General features: G+C 71.4%; 16 protein-coding genes. 5 read left to right on the top strand and 11 right to left on the bottom strand.

All coding sequences use genetic code 11. The features are described 5' to 3' along the window. Nucleotides 1-170 precede the first annotated feature (170 nt). Nucleotides 171-2,474 carry an ATP-binding protein gene (locus FCI23_RS23445; RefSeq protein WP_136725906.1) on the bottom strand — a complete coding sequence of 768 codons (2,304 nt, stop codon included), beginning with the start codon at nucleotides 2,472-2,474 and terminating at the stop codon, nucleotides 171-173. 213 nt (nucleotides 2,475-2,687) lie between these two features. Here FCI23_RS23445 and FCI23_RS23450 point away from each other — a divergent pair, with 213 nt between their 5' ends. Beyond that, nucleotides 2,688-3,710 (top strand): aldo/keto reductase, encoded by a 1,023-nt coding sequence (locus FCI23_RS23450; protein WP_136725907.1) that lies wholly within the window; start codon nucleotides 2,688-2,690, stop codon nucleotides 3,708-3,710. A gap of 43 nt (nucleotides 3,711-3,753) precedes the next feature. Here FCI23_RS23450 and FCI23_RS23455 read toward each other — a convergent pair whose 3' ends face one another. Continuing rightward, nucleotides 3,754-4,518: an SDR family NAD(P)-dependent oxidoreductase gene (locus FCI23_RS23455; protein ID WP_136725908.1), complete on the bottom strand. Its 765-nt coding sequence runs from the start codon at nucleotides 4,516-4,518 to the stop codon at nucleotides 3,754-3,756. Nucleotides 4,519-4,651: 133 nt separating this feature from the next. Here FCI23_RS23455 and FCI23_RS23460 point away from each other — a divergent pair, with 133 nt between their 5' ends. Then, the gene (locus tag FCI23_RS23460; protein WP_136725909.1) at nucleotides 4,652-6,442 is read left to right on the top strand and encodes an FUSC family protein; all 1,791 of its coding nucleotides are present in this window, start codon (nucleotides 4,652-4,654) and stop codon (nucleotides 6,440-6,442) included. Here FCI23_RS23460 and FCI23_RS23465 read toward each other — a convergent pair. From FCI23_RS23465 to FCI23_RS23475, 3 genes are all read right to left on the bottom strand, one after another. Further along, on the bottom strand, nucleotides 6,381-7,331 hold the full coding sequence (locus tag FCI23_RS23465) for a GlxA family transcriptional regulator (RefSeq protein ID WP_136725910.1): 951 nt from the start codon (nucleotides 7,329-7,331) through the stop codon (nucleotides 6,381-6,383). The two genes, FCI23_RS23460 and FCI23_RS23465, sit on opposite strands and share 62 nt — an antisense overlap. Continuing rightward, nucleotides 7,328-7,912 (bottom strand): cysteine hydrolase family protein, encoded by a 585-nt coding sequence (locus FCI23_RS23470; RefSeq protein ID WP_136725911.1) that lies wholly within the window; start codon nucleotides 7,910-7,912, stop codon nucleotides 7,328-7,330. The genes FCI23_RS23465 and FCI23_RS23470 overlap by 4 nt, the downstream gene beginning before the upstream one ends. A 255-nt stretch (nucleotides 7,913-8,167) precedes the next feature. Next, nucleotides 8,168-9,958, bottom strand: coding sequence for a bifunctional sugar phosphate isomerase/epimerase/4-hydroxyphenylpyruvate dioxygenase family protein (locus tag FCI23_RS23475; protein ID WP_136725912.1), 1,791 nt, complete (start codon nucleotides 9,956-9,958; stop codon nucleotides 8,168-8,170). A gap of 203 nt (nucleotides 9,959-10,161) precedes the next feature. Between FCI23_RS23475 and FCI23_RS23480 the strand changes: the two genes are divergently transcribed. Beyond that, nucleotides 10,162-10,827, top strand: a complete 666-nt coding sequence (locus FCI23_RS23480; RefSeq protein WP_136725913.1) for a TetR/AcrR family transcriptional regulator — start codon at nucleotides 10,162-10,164, stop codon at nucleotides 10,825-10,827. A 49-nt stretch (nucleotides 10,828-10,876) separates the two neighbouring features. Here the strand turns inward: FCI23_RS23480 and FCI23_RS23485 are convergent, their stop codons facing one another. From FCI23_RS23485 to FCI23_RS23505, 5 genes are all read right to left on the bottom strand, one after another. Continuing rightward, nucleotides 10,877-11,578, bottom strand: a complete 702-nt coding sequence (locus FCI23_RS23485; RefSeq protein WP_136725914.1) for a dienelactone hydrolase family protein — start codon at nucleotides 11,576-11,578, stop codon at nucleotides 10,877-10,879. 95 nt (nucleotides 11,579-11,673) lie between these two features. Then, nucleotides 11,674-12,129, bottom strand: a complete 456-nt coding sequence (locus FCI23_RS23490) for a MaoC family dehydratase (protein WP_136725915.1) — start codon at nucleotides 12,127-12,129, stop codon at nucleotides 11,674-11,676. A 44-nt stretch (nucleotides 12,130-12,173) separates the two neighbouring features. After that, nucleotides 12,174-13,676: an acyl-CoA synthetase gene (locus FCI23_RS23495; RefSeq protein ID WP_136725916.1), complete on the bottom strand. Its 1,503-nt coding sequence runs from the start codon at nucleotides 13,674-13,676 to the stop codon at nucleotides 12,174-12,176. Between the two features lie 11 nt (nucleotides 13,677-13,687). Next, entirely contained in the window at nucleotides 13,688-14,581 is an 894-nt protein-coding gene (locus FCI23_RS23500) for an amidohydrolase family protein (RefSeq protein ID WP_211265448.1), read from the bottom strand. Between the two features lie 7 nt (nucleotides 14,582-14,588). Beyond that, a complete protein-coding gene (locus tag FCI23_RS23505; protein ID WP_322973885.1) occupies nucleotides 14,589-15,524 on the bottom strand; it encodes an SDR family NAD(P)-dependent oxidoreductase in 936 nt (311 codons plus the stop codon). A 229-nt stretch (nucleotides 15,525-15,753) separates the two neighbouring features. Here FCI23_RS23505 and FCI23_RS23510 point away from each other — a divergent pair, with 229 nt between their 5' ends. Then, nucleotides 15,754-16,179 carry a MarR family winged helix-turn-helix transcriptional regulator gene (locus FCI23_RS23510; RefSeq protein ID WP_136725918.1) on the top strand — a complete coding sequence of 142 codons (426 nt, stop codon included), beginning with the start codon at nucleotides 15,754-15,756 and terminating at the stop codon, nucleotides 16,177-16,179. Between the two features lie 3 nt (nucleotides 16,180-16,182). Continuing rightward, a complete protein-coding gene (locus FCI23_RS23515) occupies nucleotides 16,183-16,953 on the top strand; it encodes an IclR family transcriptional regulator (protein WP_136725919.1) in 771 nt (256 codons plus the stop codon). Between the two features lie 782 nt (nucleotides 16,954-17,735). Here the strand turns inward: FCI23_RS23515 and FCI23_RS23520 are convergent. Beyond that, the gene (locus FCI23_RS23520; RefSeq protein ID WP_136725920.1) at nucleotides 17,736-20,780 is read right to left on the bottom strand and encodes an alpha-L-rhamnosidase-related protein; all 3,045 of its coding nucleotides are present in this window, start codon (nucleotides 20,778-20,780) and stop codon (nucleotides 17,736-17,738) included. Nucleotides 20,781-20,810 lie beyond the last annotated feature (30 nt).

Here is a 20,810-nt window from a genome sequence, read left to right on the forward strand (position 1 = left end):
GGGACTTCGCCCGGGGCGACGCGGGGAACGCTCCGGCACACGGGGGCGGGGCGGGGCGGACCGTGGTGCGCTCGCGTCCCGGGGAGCTGTACGGGGAGATCACGGACCGCGGACCGGGCTGTCAGCCGTCCGTGCGCTCCGGGGCGGCCGGTGCCGCCGGCGGCAGGAGACTACGCCGACGGTGACGATCGCTCGGGAACCACTCCGGACGCGATCCACGCTGCCACCTGGCTGCGGCAGCCGAACCCCAGCTTGTTGAGGATACGTTCCACATGGCCCTCGGCCGTGCGCCGCGCGATCACGAGTGTCTCGGCGATCTGTTTGTTCGTCAGCCCCCGGGCGATCAGCTCCGCCACCTGGGTCTCGCGCCGGGTAAGCCCGGGAGCGGCCGGCTCGGCCGTATTCGCCGAGCCGGTATTCCGCGGGCCGGGATCCACGGCCGGCGGCGGCGCCTCCTCCAACGCATAGGCGACGGCCTCGGCCTGGGATAACCCGGCCCCGTACCGGAAAGCCCGTCGGAAAACACACTCGCCGAGCGCCTGCCGGGTCTGCCGCTCAGCCCGGCTGCCGGACTCATCCGCGCTGCGGCCGGTCTCCCTGCGGAGCCGGGCGACCGCGCCGAGCAGGACGGCGGAACGCTCCACCGCGCCCAGTTCCACGGCGATCAGCGCCAGGATGTCCAGGACCCTGCCGAGGCCGTGGGTGTCACGGATCAGGTGCTTGAGCCGTAGGGCTGCACGCGCGTGCCCGGCGGCGCTCTCCGGATCGCCCAGGGCCCACTGGGCCAGGGCGAGGATCCGCAGAACGTAGGAGAGGGCCCACTGTTCACCGTGCGCCTCGCAGACCGCCCGTGCCTGCGCGCACAGCGGTACCGCGCGTTCGGGCCGCCCGTGGAAGACGAGGGTGCAGGCGAGTTCGACCCTGGTGAGGATCGCGAATGTCATCATCTCACCGCCGTCCCGCGACCGGGCGGGGGCCAGGTCCAACGGCGCCACGGCCACCGGCAGGTCGTCGCCGGGCTGCCGTTCGCGTCCGGCGGCCTCCTCCAGGGCGAGCAGAGCGGTCGAACGGCCGTTGATCAGGGCCAGCAGCCCGCCGAGCCACAGTGCCTTGGCACGGGCCCCGGTCGGCTGGGCCCCGGCTCGGATGGCCTGGTCCAGCCAGTACCGTCCCTCCCCCCAGGCCCCTTTGACGGACCAGTAGAACCAGAGGGTCCCGGCCAGGTGCAGCGCCGACTGGGCCTCACCCTCGGTGGACAGGCAGAAGTCCAGGGCACCTCGGAGGTTGTCCTGCTCCGCCCGGAGCCGCGCCACCGCCTCCGACTGCCCCGGGCCGAACCACCGCTTCTCGTAACCCCCGGCCAGACGCAGGAAGTAGTCACAGTGCCGGCGCCGGGCCATGGCCGCCTCACCGAGCCCGGACAGCTTCTCCAGGCCGTAGTCCCGCAGCGATCCCAGCAGCCGGTAGCGGACCGGGCGGCCATCGGTCCCGGCCTCCCTGATCAGGACCGACTTGTCCACCAGACCCGCCACGGCCTCGAAGACGCCACAGCGGCCCAGCCGCTCGTCCGCGCAGACCGCTTCGGCCGCGTCGAGGTCGAAGCCTCCGACGAGCACGGACAGCCGGGCCCACACCAACTGCTCCTGCGGTGTGCACAGCCCATGGCTCCAGTCCACCGTCGAGCGCAGTGTCTGGTGCCTGGGCGGTACGGCCGGACTGCCGCCGGTGAGCAGCCGATAGCGGTCGTCCAGCCGCTCCAGGAGCTGGTCGACCCCCAGCGCCCGCATCCGGACGGCGGCGAGCTCGATCGCCAGCGGCAGGCCGTCCAACCGGCGGCAGAGCCGTGCGACGGCCTGCTGGTTCTCGGCGGTGATGGTGAATCCGGGGACCACCGCCGCCGCGCGGTCGGCGAAGAGATCGAGCGCCGGGTACCGCCCGCCCGGTACACCGGGGCCGGCCAGCTCCTCCGGGTCGGGCGACGGCAACGGCGGTACGTCGAGCAGGTGTTCCTCGGTCAGCCCCAGCCGGTGCCTGCTGGTGGCCAGAATCCGTACCCCCCGGGCGGCTGCCAGCACGGCGGCGACCAGCACGGCGCAGGCCTGCGGCAGGTGTTCGCAGTTGTCCAGCACCAGGAGCAGCCGCCGGTCGCGCAGATACTCGATCAACGCCTCCATGGGGCGGCCGCCGCGCTCGTCACGGATGCCCAGGGCGGCGGCCACGGTATGCGGCACCAGTCCCTCGTCCTGGAGCGCGGCCAGTGGCACCAGCCACACGCCGTCGGGAAACGCACGCGACAGCTGAGCCGCGACCCGCGCCGCCAGCCGGGTCTTGCCCACCCCGCCGGGCCCGGTCAGCGTCAGCAGCCGGGAGACGGACAGCAACCGCTTCGCCTCCGCCGCTTCATGCCGCCGGTCCACAAAACTGGTCGTTTCCGCCGGGAAGCCGACAGCGCGTCGCGACTCGTATCCGCCCACGATCGGTCACGCCTTCTGGGGAGTTTTCGTCTGCTGTGCCTTCCCCGAAGGTAGGCGGCAGGTCAGGAGACGGATACGTTTTCCCAGCTTTCCGCACCTATCGGGTGAACTCCGGCCCGACGTGGTTCATAGGCCGGACTGTGGACGGCAGCCTTGGGAAGGTAGCCTCACATTCGCGCACATTTTCCTACTGGACCCACCAGGAGCCACCGCGTGAACTATCTCGCCGCCGACGACCGTTACGACTCCATGGACTACCGGCGCTGCGGCCGCAGCGGTGTGCGGCTGCCCGCGGTCTCCCTCGGCCTGTGGCACAACTTCGGCGACACCGCTCCGCTGGAGACCCAGCGCGCCATCCTGCGCCGGGCCTTCGACTGCGGAGTGACCCACTTCGACCTGGCCAACAACTACGGCCCGCCCCCCGGCTCGGCCGAGGCCAACTTCGGCACCCACTTCCGCAACGACTTCCGGCCCTACCGCGACGAGCTGTTCATCGCCACCAAGGCGGGCTACGACATGTGGCCCGGCCCGTACGGCGAGTTCGGCAGCCGCAAGTACATGCTGGCCAGTCTCGACCAGTCGCTGGGCCGCATGGGCCTGGACTACGTCGACGTCTTCTACTCCCACCGCTACGACCCCGACACGCCCCTGGAGGAGACCATGGGCGCGCTGGACACGGCCGTACGCCAGGGCAAGGCCCTCTACGCCGGGATCTCCAACTACCCTGCCGAGCAGCACCGGCAGGCCACCGACATCCTGCGCGGGCTCGGCACTCCGCTTCTGATCCACCAGGCCGCGTACAGCATGCTCCACCGCGCCCCGGAGAACGGGGTCCTGGACGCGGTCGGCGAGACCGGCACCAGCCTGATCGCCTTCTCCCCGCTCGCCCAGGGCCAGCTCACCGACCGCTACCTGAACGGCGTGCCGGCCGACTCACGGATGGCGGTCGGGCACTTCCTGAGGCGCGACGCGCTGACCGAGGAGAAGCTCACCCTGTTGCACGCCCTGAACAAGCTCGCGGGCGAGCGCGGCCAGACACTGGCCCAGCTGGCGCTGGCGTGGGTGCTGCGCGACCCGCGCGTGGTCTCCGTGCTGCTCGGCGCGAGCAGCGTGGCGCAGCTCGACCAGAACCTCGCCGTCCTGGAGTCGGCTCCGCTGACCGAGGGCGAGCTCGCTGAGATCGACCGGATCTCGGCGGCCGGCGGAGTCACGGTCCCCGGCGCCGGGCGGGACTGACCGAGGTTGCCGCTGACGGCGTGCCGCCGCGTGCGGACCGCCGTCAGCGGTAGCTGCGGCCGTTGCGGGAGGCGATCCGGCCGGCCAGGCCGCGGGGGACGATTTTGCTGAGCCCTACCAGCGCCTTGTACTTCGCGTCGGGGACGCTGACGATCGCGCCGCGCCGGAAGTCGCGCACGGCCGCCGCCACCAGGTCGTCGGCGTTCAGCCACATGAAGTCGGGGACGGCGGACTTGTCCATGTTGGAGCGCGCGTGGAACTCGGTGTGCACCCATCCCGGGCAGAGGGCCATCACATGGACGCCGCTGCCGCTGCCCCCGATGTCCTGGAGCACGCTCTCGCTGAAGTTGACGACCCAGGCCTTGGTCGCGCTGTACGTGCCTCGGGCGAAGAAGGCGGCCACCGAGGCGACGTTGATGACCCCGCCGCGACGGCGCTCGATCATCCCGGGCAGCGCGGCGTGGGTGAGCCGCAGCACGGCCTCGCAGTGGACCTTGAGCATGGCGAGCTCGTCGGCGAGCGGGGCCTTGAGGAAGCGGTCGTGCTGGCCGAATCCGGCGTTGTTGACCAGCAGGTCGACGCCTTCGGCGGCGCGGCGTTCGGCGGCGGCGATTCCCTCGTCGGTGGAGAGGTCGGCCGGCAGTACTTCGACGCCGACGCCGTAGGCGGTGCGGTAACGTTCGGCGGTCTGCGCCAGCCGGGGCGCGTCGCGCGCCAGCAGGACCAGGTCGAAGCCGTCCGCCGCGAGCTGCCGGGCGAATTCCGCGCCGATTCCAGCGGTGGCGCCGGTGATGAGGGCCGTGGGCATGCCGGGAGCGTACACGGAGGAGTGTGCTCATCCGAAGGCGAACCGCCTGCCGGCACCGGGTGAGTCGGCTCAACTAAAATGATCACGAGCGGAGGAACAGATTCCGCGCCCCGACCCGAGAATCCCCTCACAAATGTCAAACGACTCGCACCGCCCGCCCGCTCCCCGTGCCCCCGCCCCCCGCGCGATGTTCATGCTGCGCGCCTCCGCCCCGCGGACGCCGGCCGCGCTGCGGGCCGCGCTCGGTCTCGGGCTGCCGATCGCCATCGGTCTGGCCACCGGGCACGTCCAGCACGGGTTCATCGCCACCCTGGGCGCGTTCACCGGTCTCTACGGGGCCGGTGAGCCGTATGCGCGGCGGGCCGTACGAATGGCGGCTGTGGGGGCCGGGCTGACGACCGCGCTGGTGGCCGGGCAGCTGGCCGCGCACCCGGCCTGGCTCGGGGTTCTGGTCGTCGCGGTGGTCGCCGGGGCGGCCGGATTCTGCTGTCTGGCCGTGCAGATCCCCCCGCCGGGCGTGGTGATGTTCGTACTGCTGTGCGCGACCGGGACCAGCATGCCGTCCGGCCATGTGCTGCGGAACGCCGCGCTGGTCGCAAGCGCGGCAGCCATGTGCTGGCTTATCTCGATGTCGGGCGCTTTGATCGCGCCGCTGGGCCCGCAGCGGGCTGCCGTACGAGGGGCGCGGCGGGCGGTGGCGGGGTTCCTGGAGGCCGTCGGCACACCCGGGGAAGACGCCGCGCGGCACCAGGCGGGGCTGGCACTGCACCGCGCGTGGACCGCGCTGGCCGACACCGGGCGCACCGATGAGGCCGCCACTTTGCTGCGGGCGCGGGCCCACCACACGCACCAGAGGTTCGCCGCCTCCCTGCGCGGTGACCCGGTGCCGCCGCAGGAGGAGTCGCCCGCTCCCCCGCCCGACGCCCGGATCCCGTTCGGCCTGCCCGCCACCCGTACGCTCCTGGCCGCCGCGGCCTCGCGCACCTCACAGGTGCCCGGCGACGCGCTCCGTATCGCGGGCGCCGTGCTGGTGGCCGACGCGGTCACCCATGCCATCGGCATTCCGCAGCCGGGCTGGGGCGCGGTGACCGCCGCCGCCGTACTGGGCGGTGTGGCGGGGCACGGCACCGAGGCGCTCCACCGCGGTCTGCAACGGTCGGCCGGTACGGCGGTCGGGGTGCTGCTCACCGCCGCGATCACCGCGGCCCGCCCGGGCGGCGTCGCGCTGCTGCTGATCCTGATGGCGCTGCAGTACATCATGGAAGTGCTGGTCACCCGCAACTACGCACTCGCGAGCTGCTTCATCACGCCGCTGGCACTGCTGGTGATCGAGCAGACCGGCAATCCCCTGGCGCCCTCCAAGCTGCTGGGCGCACGGCTGCTCGACACGCTGGTGGGCAGCGCGGTGGCGATCACCGTCGGGATGTTCGCCCGCCGTGGCGGTGCGGTGGAACGGCTGCGGTCCCGGCTGGCGGCGGTGCTGCGGGACAGCGCCGAGGTGTTCGGACACGCGGGCCGGGGCGTCCAGTGGGACGGCGACGCCCTGCGCGCCCGGCGGGAGCTCCAGCGCGGGCTGATCGCGTTGCGCGCCGCCTACGACGCGGCGGCCGGCGAGCTCCCCTCGGTGCGCAGACGGGCCGAGGAGCTCTGGCTGGCGGTCGCCGCCACTCAGCGGATCGGCTATCTCGCGCTCTCCTCCTCCTGGCGGTCCGAACCCGGCGCCGTCCGTGCAGCACCTTCTCCGGCAGGTTTCGCGGCCTACCGCGCGGCGTTGTACGGCGTCGCCGACGCGGCGGAGTCGGGCGGCCCGCCGGCGCCGCCGGCCCTGCCGCCGGACGGCCCGCCGGCGCTGGACCGCGAGCTCATCGAGGTGTCCGAGGCGCTGGGCCTGCCGGCGCGAATTCGGGAGCATCGCGCGCCCTGAGCCGGCGCAGCATCCGGGCGTCCTGGAAGCCGACCGCCCGGGCCGCCGACTCGACCGTCGTGCCCTGGCCGATCAGGTGCTCGGCACGCTCCACCCGGAGCAGCTGCTGGTAGCGCAACGGGGTCATCCCGGTCACCTCGCCGAACCGCCGGGTCAGGGTCCGTTCGCTGACCCCGGAGGCGGCGGCGAGGTCCGCCAGGTGCAGACTGTCACCGAACCGTGCGTCGATCAGGTCCTGGACCCGGTGCACCGAGTCGCTGAGGTGGGCCCGGTGCCGCAGCATGGCGCTGGCCTGCTGCTCGTCGCCGTTGCGACGGGCGTAGACCACCATCGAGCGGGCGACGCGGCCCGCGGCGGCAGGCCCGTGCCGGACCGCGACGAGGTGCAGGGTCATATCGATGCCGCTGGCGATACCGGCGGACGTCACCACCCGGTCGTCCACGACATACAGCACGTCGGGCACCAGCCGGGCGCGCGGGAAGCGCCGCGCCAGTTCGTCCTGCACCTCGTGGTGGGTGGTGCAGCGCCGCCCGTCGAGCAGCCCGGCCCGGCCCAGCGCTTCGGCGCCCGCGCACACGCTGGCGACCGTCCCGCCACCGGCGTGGTGCTCGCGGATCCGCTGGAGGGATGCCTCGCCGATCCGGCCTCCGGCCCCCGGCCCCTGAGCCCGCCAGCCCGGCACGATCACCAGATCGTCGGGCTCCAGTCGCGGCCAGTCGGTACGGGCCCGTAGCGGCAGGCCCTGCGCCGTGGGGACGTCCTCCTGCTCGGCGACGTAACCCATCTCGTATCCGTACCCGAAGTCGTCCGCGGTGGAGAACACCTGGGCGGGACCGGCGAGATCGAGAATGTGCAGTTGCGGCACGAGCAGGAAGACGACGTGGGTCACGATCCGGTCAGCTCCTTGACGGTGGTGACCGTGGCGAAGCGGCCGGCGAGCGCGTATTCGGTGCGGGTGATGAGGTCGTCGGTGGACAGCGTACGAGGATCGGCGAGGATCTCGGCGACGCTGCGGCCCGCCGGAGAATCCCGGTGTTCGAGCGGGGTGGTCGCGGTCGCGTCGGTCACGAAGGTGATGGCGTAACCGAGGTCGGAGCCGACCCGGGCGGTGGTCTCCACGCACTGCTCGGTGCGAATGCCGCAGACGACCAGTTCGCGTATGCCGCGCTCGGTGAGGATCTGCTGGAGGTTGGTGGTGGTGAAGGCGTTGTGCGAGGTCTTGGTGAGCTGTGGCTCGGCCTTGGCGGCGGCCAGTCCGTCCATGAGACGCACATGGCCGCTCGCCGGGTCGAAGACGGTGTCACTGCCCGGCTCGGAGTGCAGGACCCAGACGACGAGGTCGCCGCGGTCCCGTGAGGCCTCCACCAGCCGGCTCACCTGCCCTGCGATGCCGGGATCGGAGACCGCCTGCCACAGGGGCAGCCGGCGGAAGGACTCCTGGACGTCGATGACGATCAGTGCTGTTGTCATGCCTCGATCCTGCGGCCTGGACGGCGCCCGGCTGAAGGCACCATCATGCCCCGATGCGGACCGATCCGGTCACCGTCCTGCCCCACCGGACCCGGACAACGCTGCCGGCCTGCGCTCTCCAGACAGAGGCCGCTGCCGGAGGCCGGTCCCGTCGGCGGTGCCGCGGGCTCTCACATGGCCACCGTCGCAGGCCGGCTGCGGGACACCGGCGGCCGCACCGGTACCGGTCGCTGTCGCCGATGCCCAGCGGCAGCGTCAGCGGTGGGCGTGCTGGGCGGCCATGCGGATGAAGGCGTTCTGGGCACCGTAGCCGCGGTAGCCGCCTGTGCGTTGGACGATCTCGAAGAAGACCCGCCCGACGGTGACCGTGTAGAGGTGGAAGAACTCGCCGTGCTCGTCACGGTCGTAGAGGATGCCGAGCGAGCGGAGCGTGCGGTGCGTCTGCGGGCCCAGGTCGTAGCGGGCTTCCAGGTCGTCGTAGTAGTTGCCCGGAATCGGCAGCAGCGGGGCCCCGAGATCACGCAGCCGGCGCGCGGTGGCGACGATGTCGCCGGTGGCCAGGGTGACGTGCTGCCAGGGAAGGTCGTGTTCGCCGGGGCCGGGAGCCACGTTGAGGGCGATGCGGACCGCGCCGTCGGGGGCGGTCACGGCGCGGCTGCGGATGAGGCCGTAGGGGTCGGCGAGTTCGAGGCTCTCGTCCGGCTGGAGGCCCAGGACGCTGCGGTAGAACAGCGAGGCCTCGTCGAAGTGGTGCCAGGGCTGGGTGAGTGCCAGATGGTCGATCCGGGTGATACCGGCGGATGCCGCCGGCTCGGGCGGGGCGGCGGCCGGGGCGAAGTCCGCGGTCCAGCTCGGGTGGTCCGGGTGTCCGGTACGGCAGAAGAAGAGTTCGGTGCCGTCGGGCGCGGCGACGGCGTCCAGCGGCGCGTCGTTGTCGGCACGGCGACGCGGCAGGACGGGGGCGAGCAGTGATTCGGCGCGCTTGACGGAGTCCGCGGGAGCCGGGGTCTCCAGACCGACGGCGGCGAGTGCCGGGCCCTCCCGCCGGGTACGGCCGCCGGTGTTGAGCAGGATCCGCGCGTGCCCCTGCTCCCAGAGCTCCACGGGCTTTCCGGTATGCCGTCCCGTACGGGCGAAGCCGAGCGATCCGAGCAGTCCGCTGAGCCGGTCGGTCTCGGGGGTGGCGAGTTCGGCGAAGGCGAATCCGGCGGGTACCACCGGCGCGGGCGGCCGGGCGAGGCCTACGGCCTCCTCCAGGGTGATCAGCGAGCGCATCGCGTCGACTGCGGTGCGGTGGGCGTCGGACTGCCGGAATACATCGTTGAAGATCTCCAGTGACAGCGGCCCGTCGTACCCGGCCCCGACTGCCCGGCGCGCCAGACCGGCGACGTCGAGGCCACCCTGGCCGGGGAAGCAGCGGTAGTGGCGGCTCCACTGCAGCACGTCCATCGCCATCAGGGGCGCGTCGGCGAGCTGGAGGAAGAAGATCTTCTCGCCGGGGATCTCCTGGATGCCGCTCGGGTCGGAGCCCCTCGACAGGATGTGGAAACTGTCCAGGCAGACGCCGAGCGCGGGGTGGTCCGCCTGCTCGACGATGCGCCAGGAGTGGTCGTACGTATTGACGTGGCGGCCCCAGGCGAGGGCCTCGTACGCGACCCGGATGCCGTACGCCGACGCGCGGTCGGCGAGCTGGTGCAGCTGCTCCGCCGCCAGGGCGTCATCGGAGACGGTGTCCTCGGAGACGCTGGAGCAGACCAGCAACTGGTTGGCCCCGAGCCGTTCCATAACCCGGAACTTGTGCTCGGCCCGGCGCAGATTGCGGGCGAGGACGTCGGCCGGGACGGCCTCGAAGTCGCGGAAGGGCTGGTAGATCTCCATGGCGAGACCGAGGTCCGCGGCCCGGAGACGGACCTCCTCGGGACTCATCGGGCTGGCGAGCAGGTCGTTCTCGAAGATCTCGACGCCGTCGAAGCCCGCGGCCGCGGCGGCGGCGAGCTTTTCGGCGAGCGAGCCGCTGAGCGACACCGTGGCGATGGACTTACGCATTTCGTCCTCCGGCGGGGGGCGGTCATGGGATCACCGAGGCGCATCGTTCACACCCGGACAATGTACGAACCAGAACGTTAAGCAATACGGGGCCCCGCGGCCCAGCGGAGCCCCCCGGACCGGACCGGTCACCTGCGCGCCCCCGCGACACGGGCGCGCCCTAGACTTGGTGCGAGCCGTACCCGCAGCCCGCGAGGAGTCGTATGACCGCCGTCCCGCCCCCGCCCCGTACGCCCGCAAGGGTGCGTGACGCGGCGCGGACCCAGGCGGAGATCCTTGATGTCGCCACCGAGGAATTCGCCCGGATCGGTTACACGGGCGCCCGGGTGGACGAGATCGCCGCCCGCACCCGTACCACCAAGCGGATGATCTACTACTACTTCGGCGGGAAGGAGCAGCTCTTCACCGCCGTCCTGGAGCGGGCCTACTCCGAGATCCGCGGCCTGGAGCAGCAACTCGACGTCGAGCATCTCGACCCGGTCGCCGCGATCCGCAGGCTCGCCGAGCTTACTTTCGACCACCACCAGGCGCATCCGGACTTCATCCGTCTGGTGAGCATCGAGAACATCCACGACGCGGAGCACATGCTCGCGTCGCCCACGCTCAGCAAGCTCAACACGCCCGCGATCGACATCACCGCGCGCATCCTGGAGGCGGGCCGCGCCGAGGGCGTCTTCACCGGCGGGATCGACGCCGTCGACCTGCATCTGATGATCAGCTCGTTCTGCTTCTTCCGGGTGGCCAACCGCCATACGTTCTGCGCGCTGTTCGGCCGCGACATGCTCGATCCGGGCCTGCGGGACCGCTATCGAACGATGCTCGGCGACATGGTCGTCTCGTATCTGACCGAGGGCACCAGGAAGGAGTGACCCTCCGGGTGCTGGAGGGTCACTGGCCGGGTCACCGGCCGGACACGGCCTACGCCGCAGGATCGAGGTGGCGGTGCAGGAAGGCCACCGCGCGCTGCCAGGCCAGCTCGGCGGAGGCCGGGTGGTAGCTGGGGCGCTGGTCGTTGACGAAGGCGTGCCCGGCCGGGTAGAGGTGGAATTCCGGCGCCTGCCCCGAGCCCTTCTCGATCGCTTCGGCGAGCGGGGCGAGGGACTCCACCGGGACGGTCGGGTCGTCCTGCCCGTAGTGGCCCTGTACGGCAGCCCGGAGGCCGGAGAAGTCCGGCAGCTCGCCCTGGATCACACCATAGAAGGGGACGGCCGCCGCGATGCGGTCGCCCTCCCGCGCGGCGAGGAGCAGGACGAAGCCACCGCCCATGCAGAAGCCGATGGCACCTACCTTGTCGCTGGTGACGGCCGGGTGGGCGAGGAGGTAGTCAACCGCGCCCGAGAGCCGGCGGACGCCCTCCTCGACGGGCAGTTCCTGCATCATGCGCAGGGCGTCGTCCGACTCATGGGCGACCCGGCCGCCGTAGAGGTCCGGGGCGAAGGCGACGAAGCCCTCGGCTGCCAGCCGCTCGGTGAGGTCGGCGATATGGTCGTCCAGGCCCCACCATTCCTGGATCACGATCACACCCGGCCCCTGCCCGGACGGGGGCAGCGCCAGATAGCCGTAGGCCTCGCGGCCGTCGGTGGTGAAAGTAGTGTTGTGACGGGAGCTCTGTTCGGTCATGACGGGGGTTCGCCTCTCCTACACGTGGTTGAGAGTTCAAGAACACCCTATAACCCGGAGGCCGGCAACGCTCGCCGGCCTCCGTCGGCGCACCGCTAGGCGTAGAAGCGCGAGACGCTCTGCAGCACCGCGGCCGGCTTCGCGCCGCCCTCGATCTCGATGGTGCCGTCCACTGTGACCTGGAGGCCGCCGGGGACCTCCTCGACGTCGGCGAGCCCGGCGACGAGCCGGATCCGCGAGCCGGCCTTGACCGGTGCGGGGAAGCGCACCTTGTTGAGGCCGTAATTGACCTTGGTGGTGACACCGTCGACGTCGAGCAGCTCGGTGAAGAGCGGGATGAATAGGGAGAGCGTCAGACAGCCGTGGGCGATGGGCGCGCCGAAGGGGCCCTCCTTCGCCTTCTCGACGTCGACGTGGATCCACTGGTGGTCGCCGGTGGCGTCGGCGAAGGTGTTGATGCGCTCCTGGGTCACCTCGATCCAGTCGCTGGTGCCCAGGTCGCTGCCGGCCAGCTTCTTCAGCTCGTCCAGGCCGTTGACGGTGATGCCCATGGGGTCTCCTGTTGCGATGCGTTGAGGATGTGCGGATGTGCGGATCAGGCCGAGCCGTGCAGGGTGCGCACCCGGGCCTTGAGCAGCTTGCCGGAGGCCGTACGCGGCAGGGCCTCCACCACCACGACGGACTTCGGGATCTTGTACTTGGCGAGCCGTCCGGCCAGCGAGGCCAGGACCTCCTCGGGGTCGAGCGACGCGCCCTGGCGCGCCACGACGACGGCGCGGCAGACCTCGCCCCACTTCTCGTCGGCCATCCCGATGACGGCGCACTCAACGATGTCCGGGTGGGCCAGCAGGGCTTCCTCGACCTCGGCGGGGTAGATGTTCTCGCCACCCGAGATGATCATGTCTTTGAGGCGGTCGACGATGGTGACATAGCCGTCGGAGTCGGTACGCGCGGCGTCCCCGGTACGGAACCAGCCGTCGGAGAACGCCGCCGCGGTCTCCTCCGGCAGCCCCCAGTACCCGGGCATGACGTGCGGACCGCGCACGATGACCTCCCCTGTCTCTCCGACCCCGGCCGGGCTGAGGTCGGGCCGGACCACCCGTACGTCGCTGAAGAAGTGCGGAACCCCGGCCGAACCCGCCTTGCTGACGCTGTGTTCGGCATCGAGGAAGAGCACACCCGGAGCGGCCTCGGTCATCCCGTACCCCTGCAGGAAGGTGAGTCCCCGGGCCTGGTACGCGGCGATCAGGGGGGCCGGGACCGGGGATCCGCCGCAGCTGAGCATGCGCAGGGATGACAGATCGGCCTCCGCCCAGCGCGGGTGCCGGGACACCTGGTCAAACATCGCCGGCACACCGAACATGAAGGTGATCCGGTACCGCTCGATCAGGTCCAAGGTCGCGCCCGGATCGAAGGCCTCGACCAGGACGCAGGTGCCGCCCTTGAGCAGGACCGGCAGCGTCAGCATGTTGAGCCCGGCCGTGTGGAACAGCGGCGCCGAGACGAGGGCCGTCTCGTCAGTGGCCACGTCCTGGTCGACCAGGACGTTGAAAGCGTTCCAGGTGAGGTTGGAGTGCGAGAGCATCGCTCCCTTGGGGCGGCCGGTGGTCCCGGAGGTGTACATGACGATGCAGGTGTCGTCGAGCCCGATCTGTTCGTCGATCGGCTCGTCGGAGGCGGCTGCGAGGCGCTCCTCGTAGTCACCGTCCACCACGATGCGGACGCGCACGTCCGTCTCGCCGCGGATGCCGTCGACCAGGACGGCGTGCGAGGACGGGTGGATGAGGGCCTTCGCCCCGGAGTCGGCCAGCTGGTAGGCGATCTCCGGCCCGGCGAGGCGGGCGTTGAGGGGTACGAAGACGGCGCCCAGTACCCCGGTGGCGAAGAGCGTCTCCAGGTAGGAGGGGTGGTTCGGGCCGAGATAGGCGACCCGGTCGCCGCGCCGGATTCCGGCCGCGCGCAGCGCGTGGGCGAGCCGGGTGGTGCGCTCGTGCAGAGCGGCGTAGCTGGTGGCCCGGTCCTGGTGGATCAGGGCAGTGCGGTGCGGGGTCTTACGGGCCCGGCGTGCGGGCCACGACCCCAGTCCCTCGTTGCGCATCGGAGGGCCCCTTACGGTTTCGTGAGGCCGAGCAGCCGGGCGGCGTTCGCCTTGAGGATCTTCGGCCGTACCTCGTCCTTGATGGGCAGCTTCTCGAAGTCGGCGAGCCACCGGTCGGGAGTGAGGAGGGGGAAGTCGGAGCCGAAGAGCACCTTGTCCTTGAGCAGGGTGTTGGCGTACTGCACCAGCTGCGGCGGGAAGTACTTCGGCGACCATCCGGAGAGGTCGATGTGCACGCCGGGCTTGTGGGTGGCGACGGCCAGAGCCTCGTCCTGCCAGGGGAAGGAGGGGTGGGCCAGGATGATCTGCAGATGCGGGAAGTCGGCGGCGACGTCGTCGATGTGCAGCGGGTTGGAGTACTTCAGCCGGATGCCGCCACCGCCCGGGACCCCGGCGCCGATTCCGGTCTGGCCGGTGTGGAAGAGGGCGATCGCGCCGAGTTCCTCGATGATGGCGTAGAGCTCGTAGGCGAACCGGTCGTTGGGGAAGAATCCCTGGACACTGGGGTGGAACTTGAACCCCTTGACGCCGTACTCCTCCACCAGCCGGCGGGCCTGCTTCACCCCGGCCCGGCCCCGGAAGGGGTCGATGCTCGCGAAGGGGATCAGCACATCCGCGTTGGCGGCGGCGGCCTCCGCGACCTCCTCGTTCGGCACGGGCTCGGTGCCGGTGGCGGACTCGGCGTCCACGGTGAAGATCACCGCGGCCATCCGGCGCTCTCGGTAGTACGCGGCGGTCTCCTCCAGGGTGGGCTTGCGGTTGCCCTCGGTTTTGAAATACGCGCCGGAGGCTTCGCTCAGATCGTCGGATAGGGAGGCATGGCCCTTGGAGGACACCTCCGCGTGGGTGTGCACATCGATCGCGACAAGGTTCTCCACGTTGATACCCACATCGATACCGGTCATACGGGACTCACTCCCCCGGGATCTTCGGGGCCGGGATGCCGACGGACTGCGGCTCGCTGCCCACAGAGGTGTGCCAGGTGGCGGCGATGGTCTCCGGGGTCCAGCCGCCGTCGGCGTACGCGAGCGAGACCTCCTGCGGGTGCGACCACAGGGCGAGCTTGTCGCCGCCGATGCCGATGCACTGGCCGGTGACATCGCGGGCGGCCTGGGAGGCGAGGAAGGGGATCAGGGCGGCGCAGTCCTCGGGGGTGCCGAAGCCCTCGCCCTTACGGAGGAAGTCCGGCAGCGGCTCGCCGCGGTGCATGGCCTCGATGTACGGGGCGAAGGCCGGGATGGTCTCGGTCATGGCGGTGGCGGCGACCGGCACGATCGCGTTGACGGTGATGCCGGCCCGGCCGAGCTCCATCGACCACGTACGCACGAAGGCGGCGATGCCTGCCTTGGCGGCGGCGTAGTTGGTCTGGCCGAAGTTGCCGCGCTGGCCCGCCGGGGACCCCACGAGGATCAGGCTGCCACCTTCGCCCTGCTCGCGCAGCTGAACCGCCGCGGCGCGGGCGAGGGTGAAGGTGCCCTTCAGGTGGACGCCGATGACGGCGTCGAAGTCCTCGTCGGTCATCTTCCACAGGACGCGGTCGCGCAGGATTCCGGCGTTGGTGACCAGGATGTCCAGGCGGCCGAATGCCTCGACGGCTCGGGCGACCAGGCGTTCGGCGGCCTCGGTGGTGCCGACCGCGACGGCCTCGGCCACGGCGCGGCCGCCTGCCTCGGTGATGGTCTTGGCGGCCTGCTCGGCGACCGCCTCGTCGATGTCATTGACCACGACAGCGGCACCGGCCCTGGCCAGGGCGGTGGCGTAGGCGAGGCCGAGGCCGCGCCCGCTGCCGGTGACAACGGCCGCCTTGCCGGTCAGGTCGATGGCGGAAGCGGCGCTGGGAGGTGTCACGGGCGACACGTCGGTGTGTCCCTTCGTCGGGAGGAGGACGGCACGATCGAAGCTATGACCAATCATTGTTCTCGTCAATAGTTGTTCTTACCCTCGATGTGCTCCATGCTGGATACTCACATCACACAACACCGCCCTGCCAAGGGCCCGGACCAGGGAGCCCGCCATCGCCACCGCGCGACCCCGCCCCGCCGCCAGAGCCGCCGACGCAGCGGCGGACGCGCCCTGGATGCGCGGCCTGCACGCCGACACCGGCTACCTCCTCTACCGCCTCGGCCTGCGGTCGGGACGGCTCTTCAACGCGACCCTGGAGGAGTCGGGCCTGCGGCTGCGGCACTACGCGCTCATCCGCTATCTGGCGACCGTCGACGGTGCCCTCCAGCGGGAGCTGAGCACCCAGCTCGGGTACGACCCCAGCGCGATAGTGAGCCTTGTCGACGATCTTGAGAAGCTCGGCCTCGTAGAGCGCCGGCCCGCCCCCGGTGACCGGCGCAGCCGCATCGTCGTCCTGACCGGGGACGGCCTGGACGTGCTGCGTCACACCGACAGGGCCGGCAGCCGGGTCACCGACGAGCTGCTGGCCACGCTGGACGAAGCCGAGCGGGACACGCTGCACGCACTGCTGCTGCGGGTCGCCGAGCCCGACGGGCACTGAGCGGTGGCCAAGCCCGGCGAACGCACCGCGGCGAACCGCCTCCTCGCCGTCCTGGACGCCTTCGACCTGCGCAGTCCGTCGCTGTCCCTCACCGACATCAGCCGCCGGGCCGATCTGCCGCTCGCCACCGCCCACCGGCTGGTCGGCACCCTCACGGGGTGGGGCGCGCTGGAGCGCGACGAGTCCGGGAGCTACCACATCGGGCTGCGGCTGTGGGAACTCGCCGCGCTCGCCCCGCGCGGCCTCGGGCTGCGGCAGGCCGCGATGCCGTTCCTGGAGGACCTGTACGAGGCCACACACGAGAATGTGCACCTCGCGGTGCGGGACGGTCTCGAGGTCGTCTACACCGAGCGTATATCCGGCCGTTCGGCGGTCGGCGTACGCAGCCAGGTCGGCGCCCGCTGGCCACTGCACGCCACCGGCGTCGGTCTCGCGCTCCTCGCCCACTGCGATGCCGGCTTCCAGGAACGGGTCTGCGGCGGCACCCTCACCTCCTTCACCCCGCACACGGTGACCGCACCGGCCCGCCTGCGGCGGATGCTCGCCGAAGTACGGCGCACCGGCTGCGCGGTCAGCGACCGCCAGATCACCGACGACGCCCTGTCGGTCGCCGCGCCCGTGCAGGGACCGCGCGGCGACGTGGTGGCGGCCGTGTCCGTCGTCGTTCACGTCAAGGACGCTCAGACCCCCGCCCTGATCCCGGCCGTACGGCTCGCTGCGCGAGGCATCTCCCGGGCGCTGGGCTGGCAGCCCGGCTCCGCGCCGGGGGCGTAGGGGAGGTTCTCCCCGGCCTGCGGCCGGGCGACATCGCGATGCGGCGCGCGACGCGCGCCGGCCTTCCCCGGCCGGGCTCCGCGACCGCGCAAGCTGCCCGCCTGTTGTCCGGTGTCGCGGCCCCGTGCGGCCTGCTCCAGCTGTCGGCCGCCTGCCTGACGCTGCTCGCTCCCAGGCCGGCGAACGCCGTGGCGGCGCTGCCGGCCGTACCCGCGCTGAGCGCGCCCACCGCCGAACCGCTCCGCCGGTTGATCGCCCGCACCTTCACGCACTGCCTGCGGCCGGGGCCGGGCGAGGGGCTGGCTCTGCGCCCCGACCGAGTCGGCGACCACCTGATGGTGACCGCGCTCCACCGCGATCTGACCGCGCACGAAACCCCCGCGGAATCCCTGCTGGAGCGAGCGCTCAACCGCACCGACGGCCCCGGCGTCACCGCCGCGCTCGGCCGGCTCGACCGCGCGGGCCAGGACGGGCCCGCGCGGGCCGTGCGCGTCATCAAGACGGCGGTCACCACCGTCCCCGGACGGTGGCGCGGCCCTCGACGTCGCCGCACGTCAGCGCGGGCCGGCCGCTCCGCGCTGGAGAACCTGGTCGACGCACCGGACAGCCCGGTGCCGCTGGCGGAGCTGTCCCGCGAGCTGCCTGCACTCGCCGGTCAGCCCGCGGGCCATGAGGTCGATCATGGCGCGGGCGGCGGGCGGCGGGCGGCGTGCCGAAATGGGGACCTGCAGCTCCCTCTGCCCCGGACCTCGCGGCGGTCCGGGGCAGAGGGCGTAAGGCCGTCAGCCCGGCATGAGATAGCAGTCCTTCACCGTGCCCTGCAGGGGATCGCCGAACACCGCGTTGGTGCAGGCGGTCCCGCTGGTGAGCGACTTGGTGGTGAAGGTTCCGCCGGCGCCGTAGGCGACCGTACGGGTTCCGCTGAAGGCGCACAGCCCGGTCTCCGGGGCGCAGTACGCCGATCCGCTGGGACCGCTCTTGACGGGCCCGACGTAGCAGGACTTGACGAAGCCGTAGTCGGCGTCGACGAGCCCCGTGTCGTCACAGGTGGTGCCGCCGGTGAGTGTGCTGTAGCTGTAGATGCCGTTGGCCCCGTACGCCACCGACTGGGTGCCGGTGAACGCGCAGGTGCCATTCTGCTGCGCGCACAGGGTGTAGCCGGCCGGCGCCGCTCCGCCCGGGTTCGCGGCGACCAGGAAGGTGCCGGGCTGGACGCCGGTGAGGTAGACGTAGTTGGCGTCCTGGTGGGCACCGCCGATACCGGTGGCCGCCGTGAACGAACCGCCGCTCCAGACCACCTGCCCGTTGACCGCGACGACGGGGTTGGCGGCGCCGTAGGTGGGAACCGCGATCGTGCCGCTGGTGCCGGAGGGCGCAGTCACGCTCATCGCGAACTGGTTGACCCCGCTCTCCCCTGCCCAGGACACCTGCACGGCGCCGTGCGGGGTCGGGGCTTTCCCTTGGGCCCAGGTCAGATCGCCGGGGTGGGGTTGAACCGACCAGGTGCCGTAGCCCGGGGACGTCGGCTGGATCCCCAGCACGTAGCCCGACAGGACGCTGGTCGGCGCGGTGGACCAGCCGTGTGCCAGGCTGGTGGTGGACCCCAGCCCCGGGGTCCCGTCGGCGGCGGAGACGTTCTCCCACATGGTCCCGGTGGAGTTGGCGCTCGGGGCGATCATGTGACCCCACACGTTGGAGAGCAGCTGCTCGGCGTTGGCCGTGTCGTTGTTCGCCAGCCGGGCCTCGAGTTCGTAGCCACTGACGAACGGGCTGACCAGTGCTCTGTTGCCGGAGTCGGAGGAGAAGGGGAGCGGACCATAGGCGCTGGTCCACAGCTTGGTCTTGAGCGACGCCAGGATCGAAGCGCTGTTCGCCGCGGGCGCGACCCCGTACAGGACGGCGAGCGCGTTGGCATCCTGCGCGACCGCGGAGGTCTGCGTGTTGCTGGTGTAGTAGAGCCCGGTCGAGCTGTTGAACAGTTGGGCGTTGATGGCCGTCTTCAGTGCGGCGGCCTGCTGGGTGTACGTAGCGGCCTGCGCGGTCTGGCCCGCCGCGGTGGCGATCTGCGCGCCGTCGAGCAGCGCCTTGTAGTACAGGACGTTGTACTCGGTTACCTCGCCGGTCTTGTTGGCGTCGTAGAAGTCCCAGTCGGCGCCGTCGTCATTGGTAGTGGTGAGCAGCCCGTTCGCGTCGAGCTGGGAGGCGTTCCAGGCCAGTTCGTATCGGACGATCGGCCATTCCTGCTGCGCGAACGCGGTGTCGCCGGTGTAGAGGTAGTAGGCCCCGAGGCCCAGGACCCAGTACATCGAGTACGAGGCGGAGTAGGTGCCGGTGGTCCCCGTTATCGGGGTGCCGGTGTGCAGGGGCACCTGCGGCGGCTCGGCGCCGGTCACAAAGCCGCTGGAGAGCTGGTAGGTCCCCAGGAGTTGCAACGCACCCTTGAGGTAGGCGGAGTTGCCGGTGGAGTAGTAGGTGGTGGGACCCTCGACGTTCAGGTCCCCGCTCCAGATGGCGCGGTCGCGCGCAGCGCCGTCGAGGATGGACGCCACGGCGTTGGTGCCGCCGGGGACGTTGAAGTCCGACAGCGCCGTGGCGCTGCTGAGGGTGTTGCTGTAGAGCGTGGTGCCGGAGCTGTTCACCACGCTCAGGTTGCGGAAGTCGGCCTCCTCGCCCGCGTATTCCCGGAAGCCCACCGTTCCGGTCGAAAAGGCGGTGGCGCCGGACGGGAAGGACGACGAGTCGGTGGTGGCGACCTTCACCGTGTCGACCGTGACCGTCACACCGGTGCCGGACGCAGTCGTGGTGACGGTGTGCCAGGTGCCCGGTGCCAGGCCGGAGGGCAGGGTGACGCTGCCGATGTTGGTGTACGTCCCGCCGTGCAGGTCGAACGCCTGGAGGGTGTTCGGCGTGCCCGCGGTGTCGTTGGCGGCGTTGAGGATGAACAGATAGCCGTTGTTCGCGTCCTGTCCGCGGACCATCCAGCCGGCCTGGTTGGTCACGATCCTGGTCTCGAACGTGGTCGTGTAGTCGCCCCAGGACGTGCCCTGCTTGAGCAGACCGGCGTTGCCCCCGGCCGCGTCGAGCGCGCCGCCGGTGACCGTCCAGTTGCCTGGCAGCGAACCCGCCGGGGCGGATTCCAGCTGCGCGGTGTAGGCGCCGTCGTACCAGATCTTGTTCAGCTGGTCCGAGCTGGAGACGAAGTTGCCCTGGTAGCCGTCGGCGGTGGTGCGGTCGGCGATGTAGTTGATGCCCGCCCCGCTCAGGGTGAGGGTGCCCGGGGAGGTGAGGGTGATCTCCTCGTAGCGCTCGCCGCCCTGCTCGAAGTGGTTGGTGATGGTCCCCGGAGCGGAGACGGTGTAGCTGTCGTGGCGGGCGGTGTCGCCCTCGCCCCACGGGATGGCGGCGTCGCCCGTCGCGGTCAGGTACTGCAGGGCCTGGCTGTAGCCGGCCTGGAGCGTCGGCGAGCCGGACTCGGCGCTGACGTCGAAGTACGGCAGGCCGCCGACGTTCTTGCCGTAGTCGAGCACGATGGTGGGGGTGGCGCCGCCCGAGGCCAGGGTCAGCGTCGTGGTGCCCGATCCGCCGCACACGAGGTTCTGTGCGCCGGCGACGCTCCCCGACGTGCTCACCACCGCGGTCGGGCACACCGTCGCGCTCGACGGCGTCTGGACGTAGCTCTGCCAGTTGGGGGCCGAGGGCCACGGCGTGGTCGACGCCAGAGCGGCGGCGGAGGCGGGTTGGGCGGGCGTCCAGGCGAAGAGGGCGAGTGCGCAACTCAAGGCTGCGGCAGCGCGGCGGCGCGTGCGGGCACGCCGTTCAGTGATCATGGTTTGCTCCAGGGGGAAGGAGAGAACATG

This window comes from Actinacidiphila oryziradicis (genome assembly GCF_005047355.1).
Lineage (GTDB): Bacteria > Actinomycetota > Actinomycetes > Streptomycetales > Streptomycetaceae > Actinacidiphila > Actinacidiphila oryziradicis.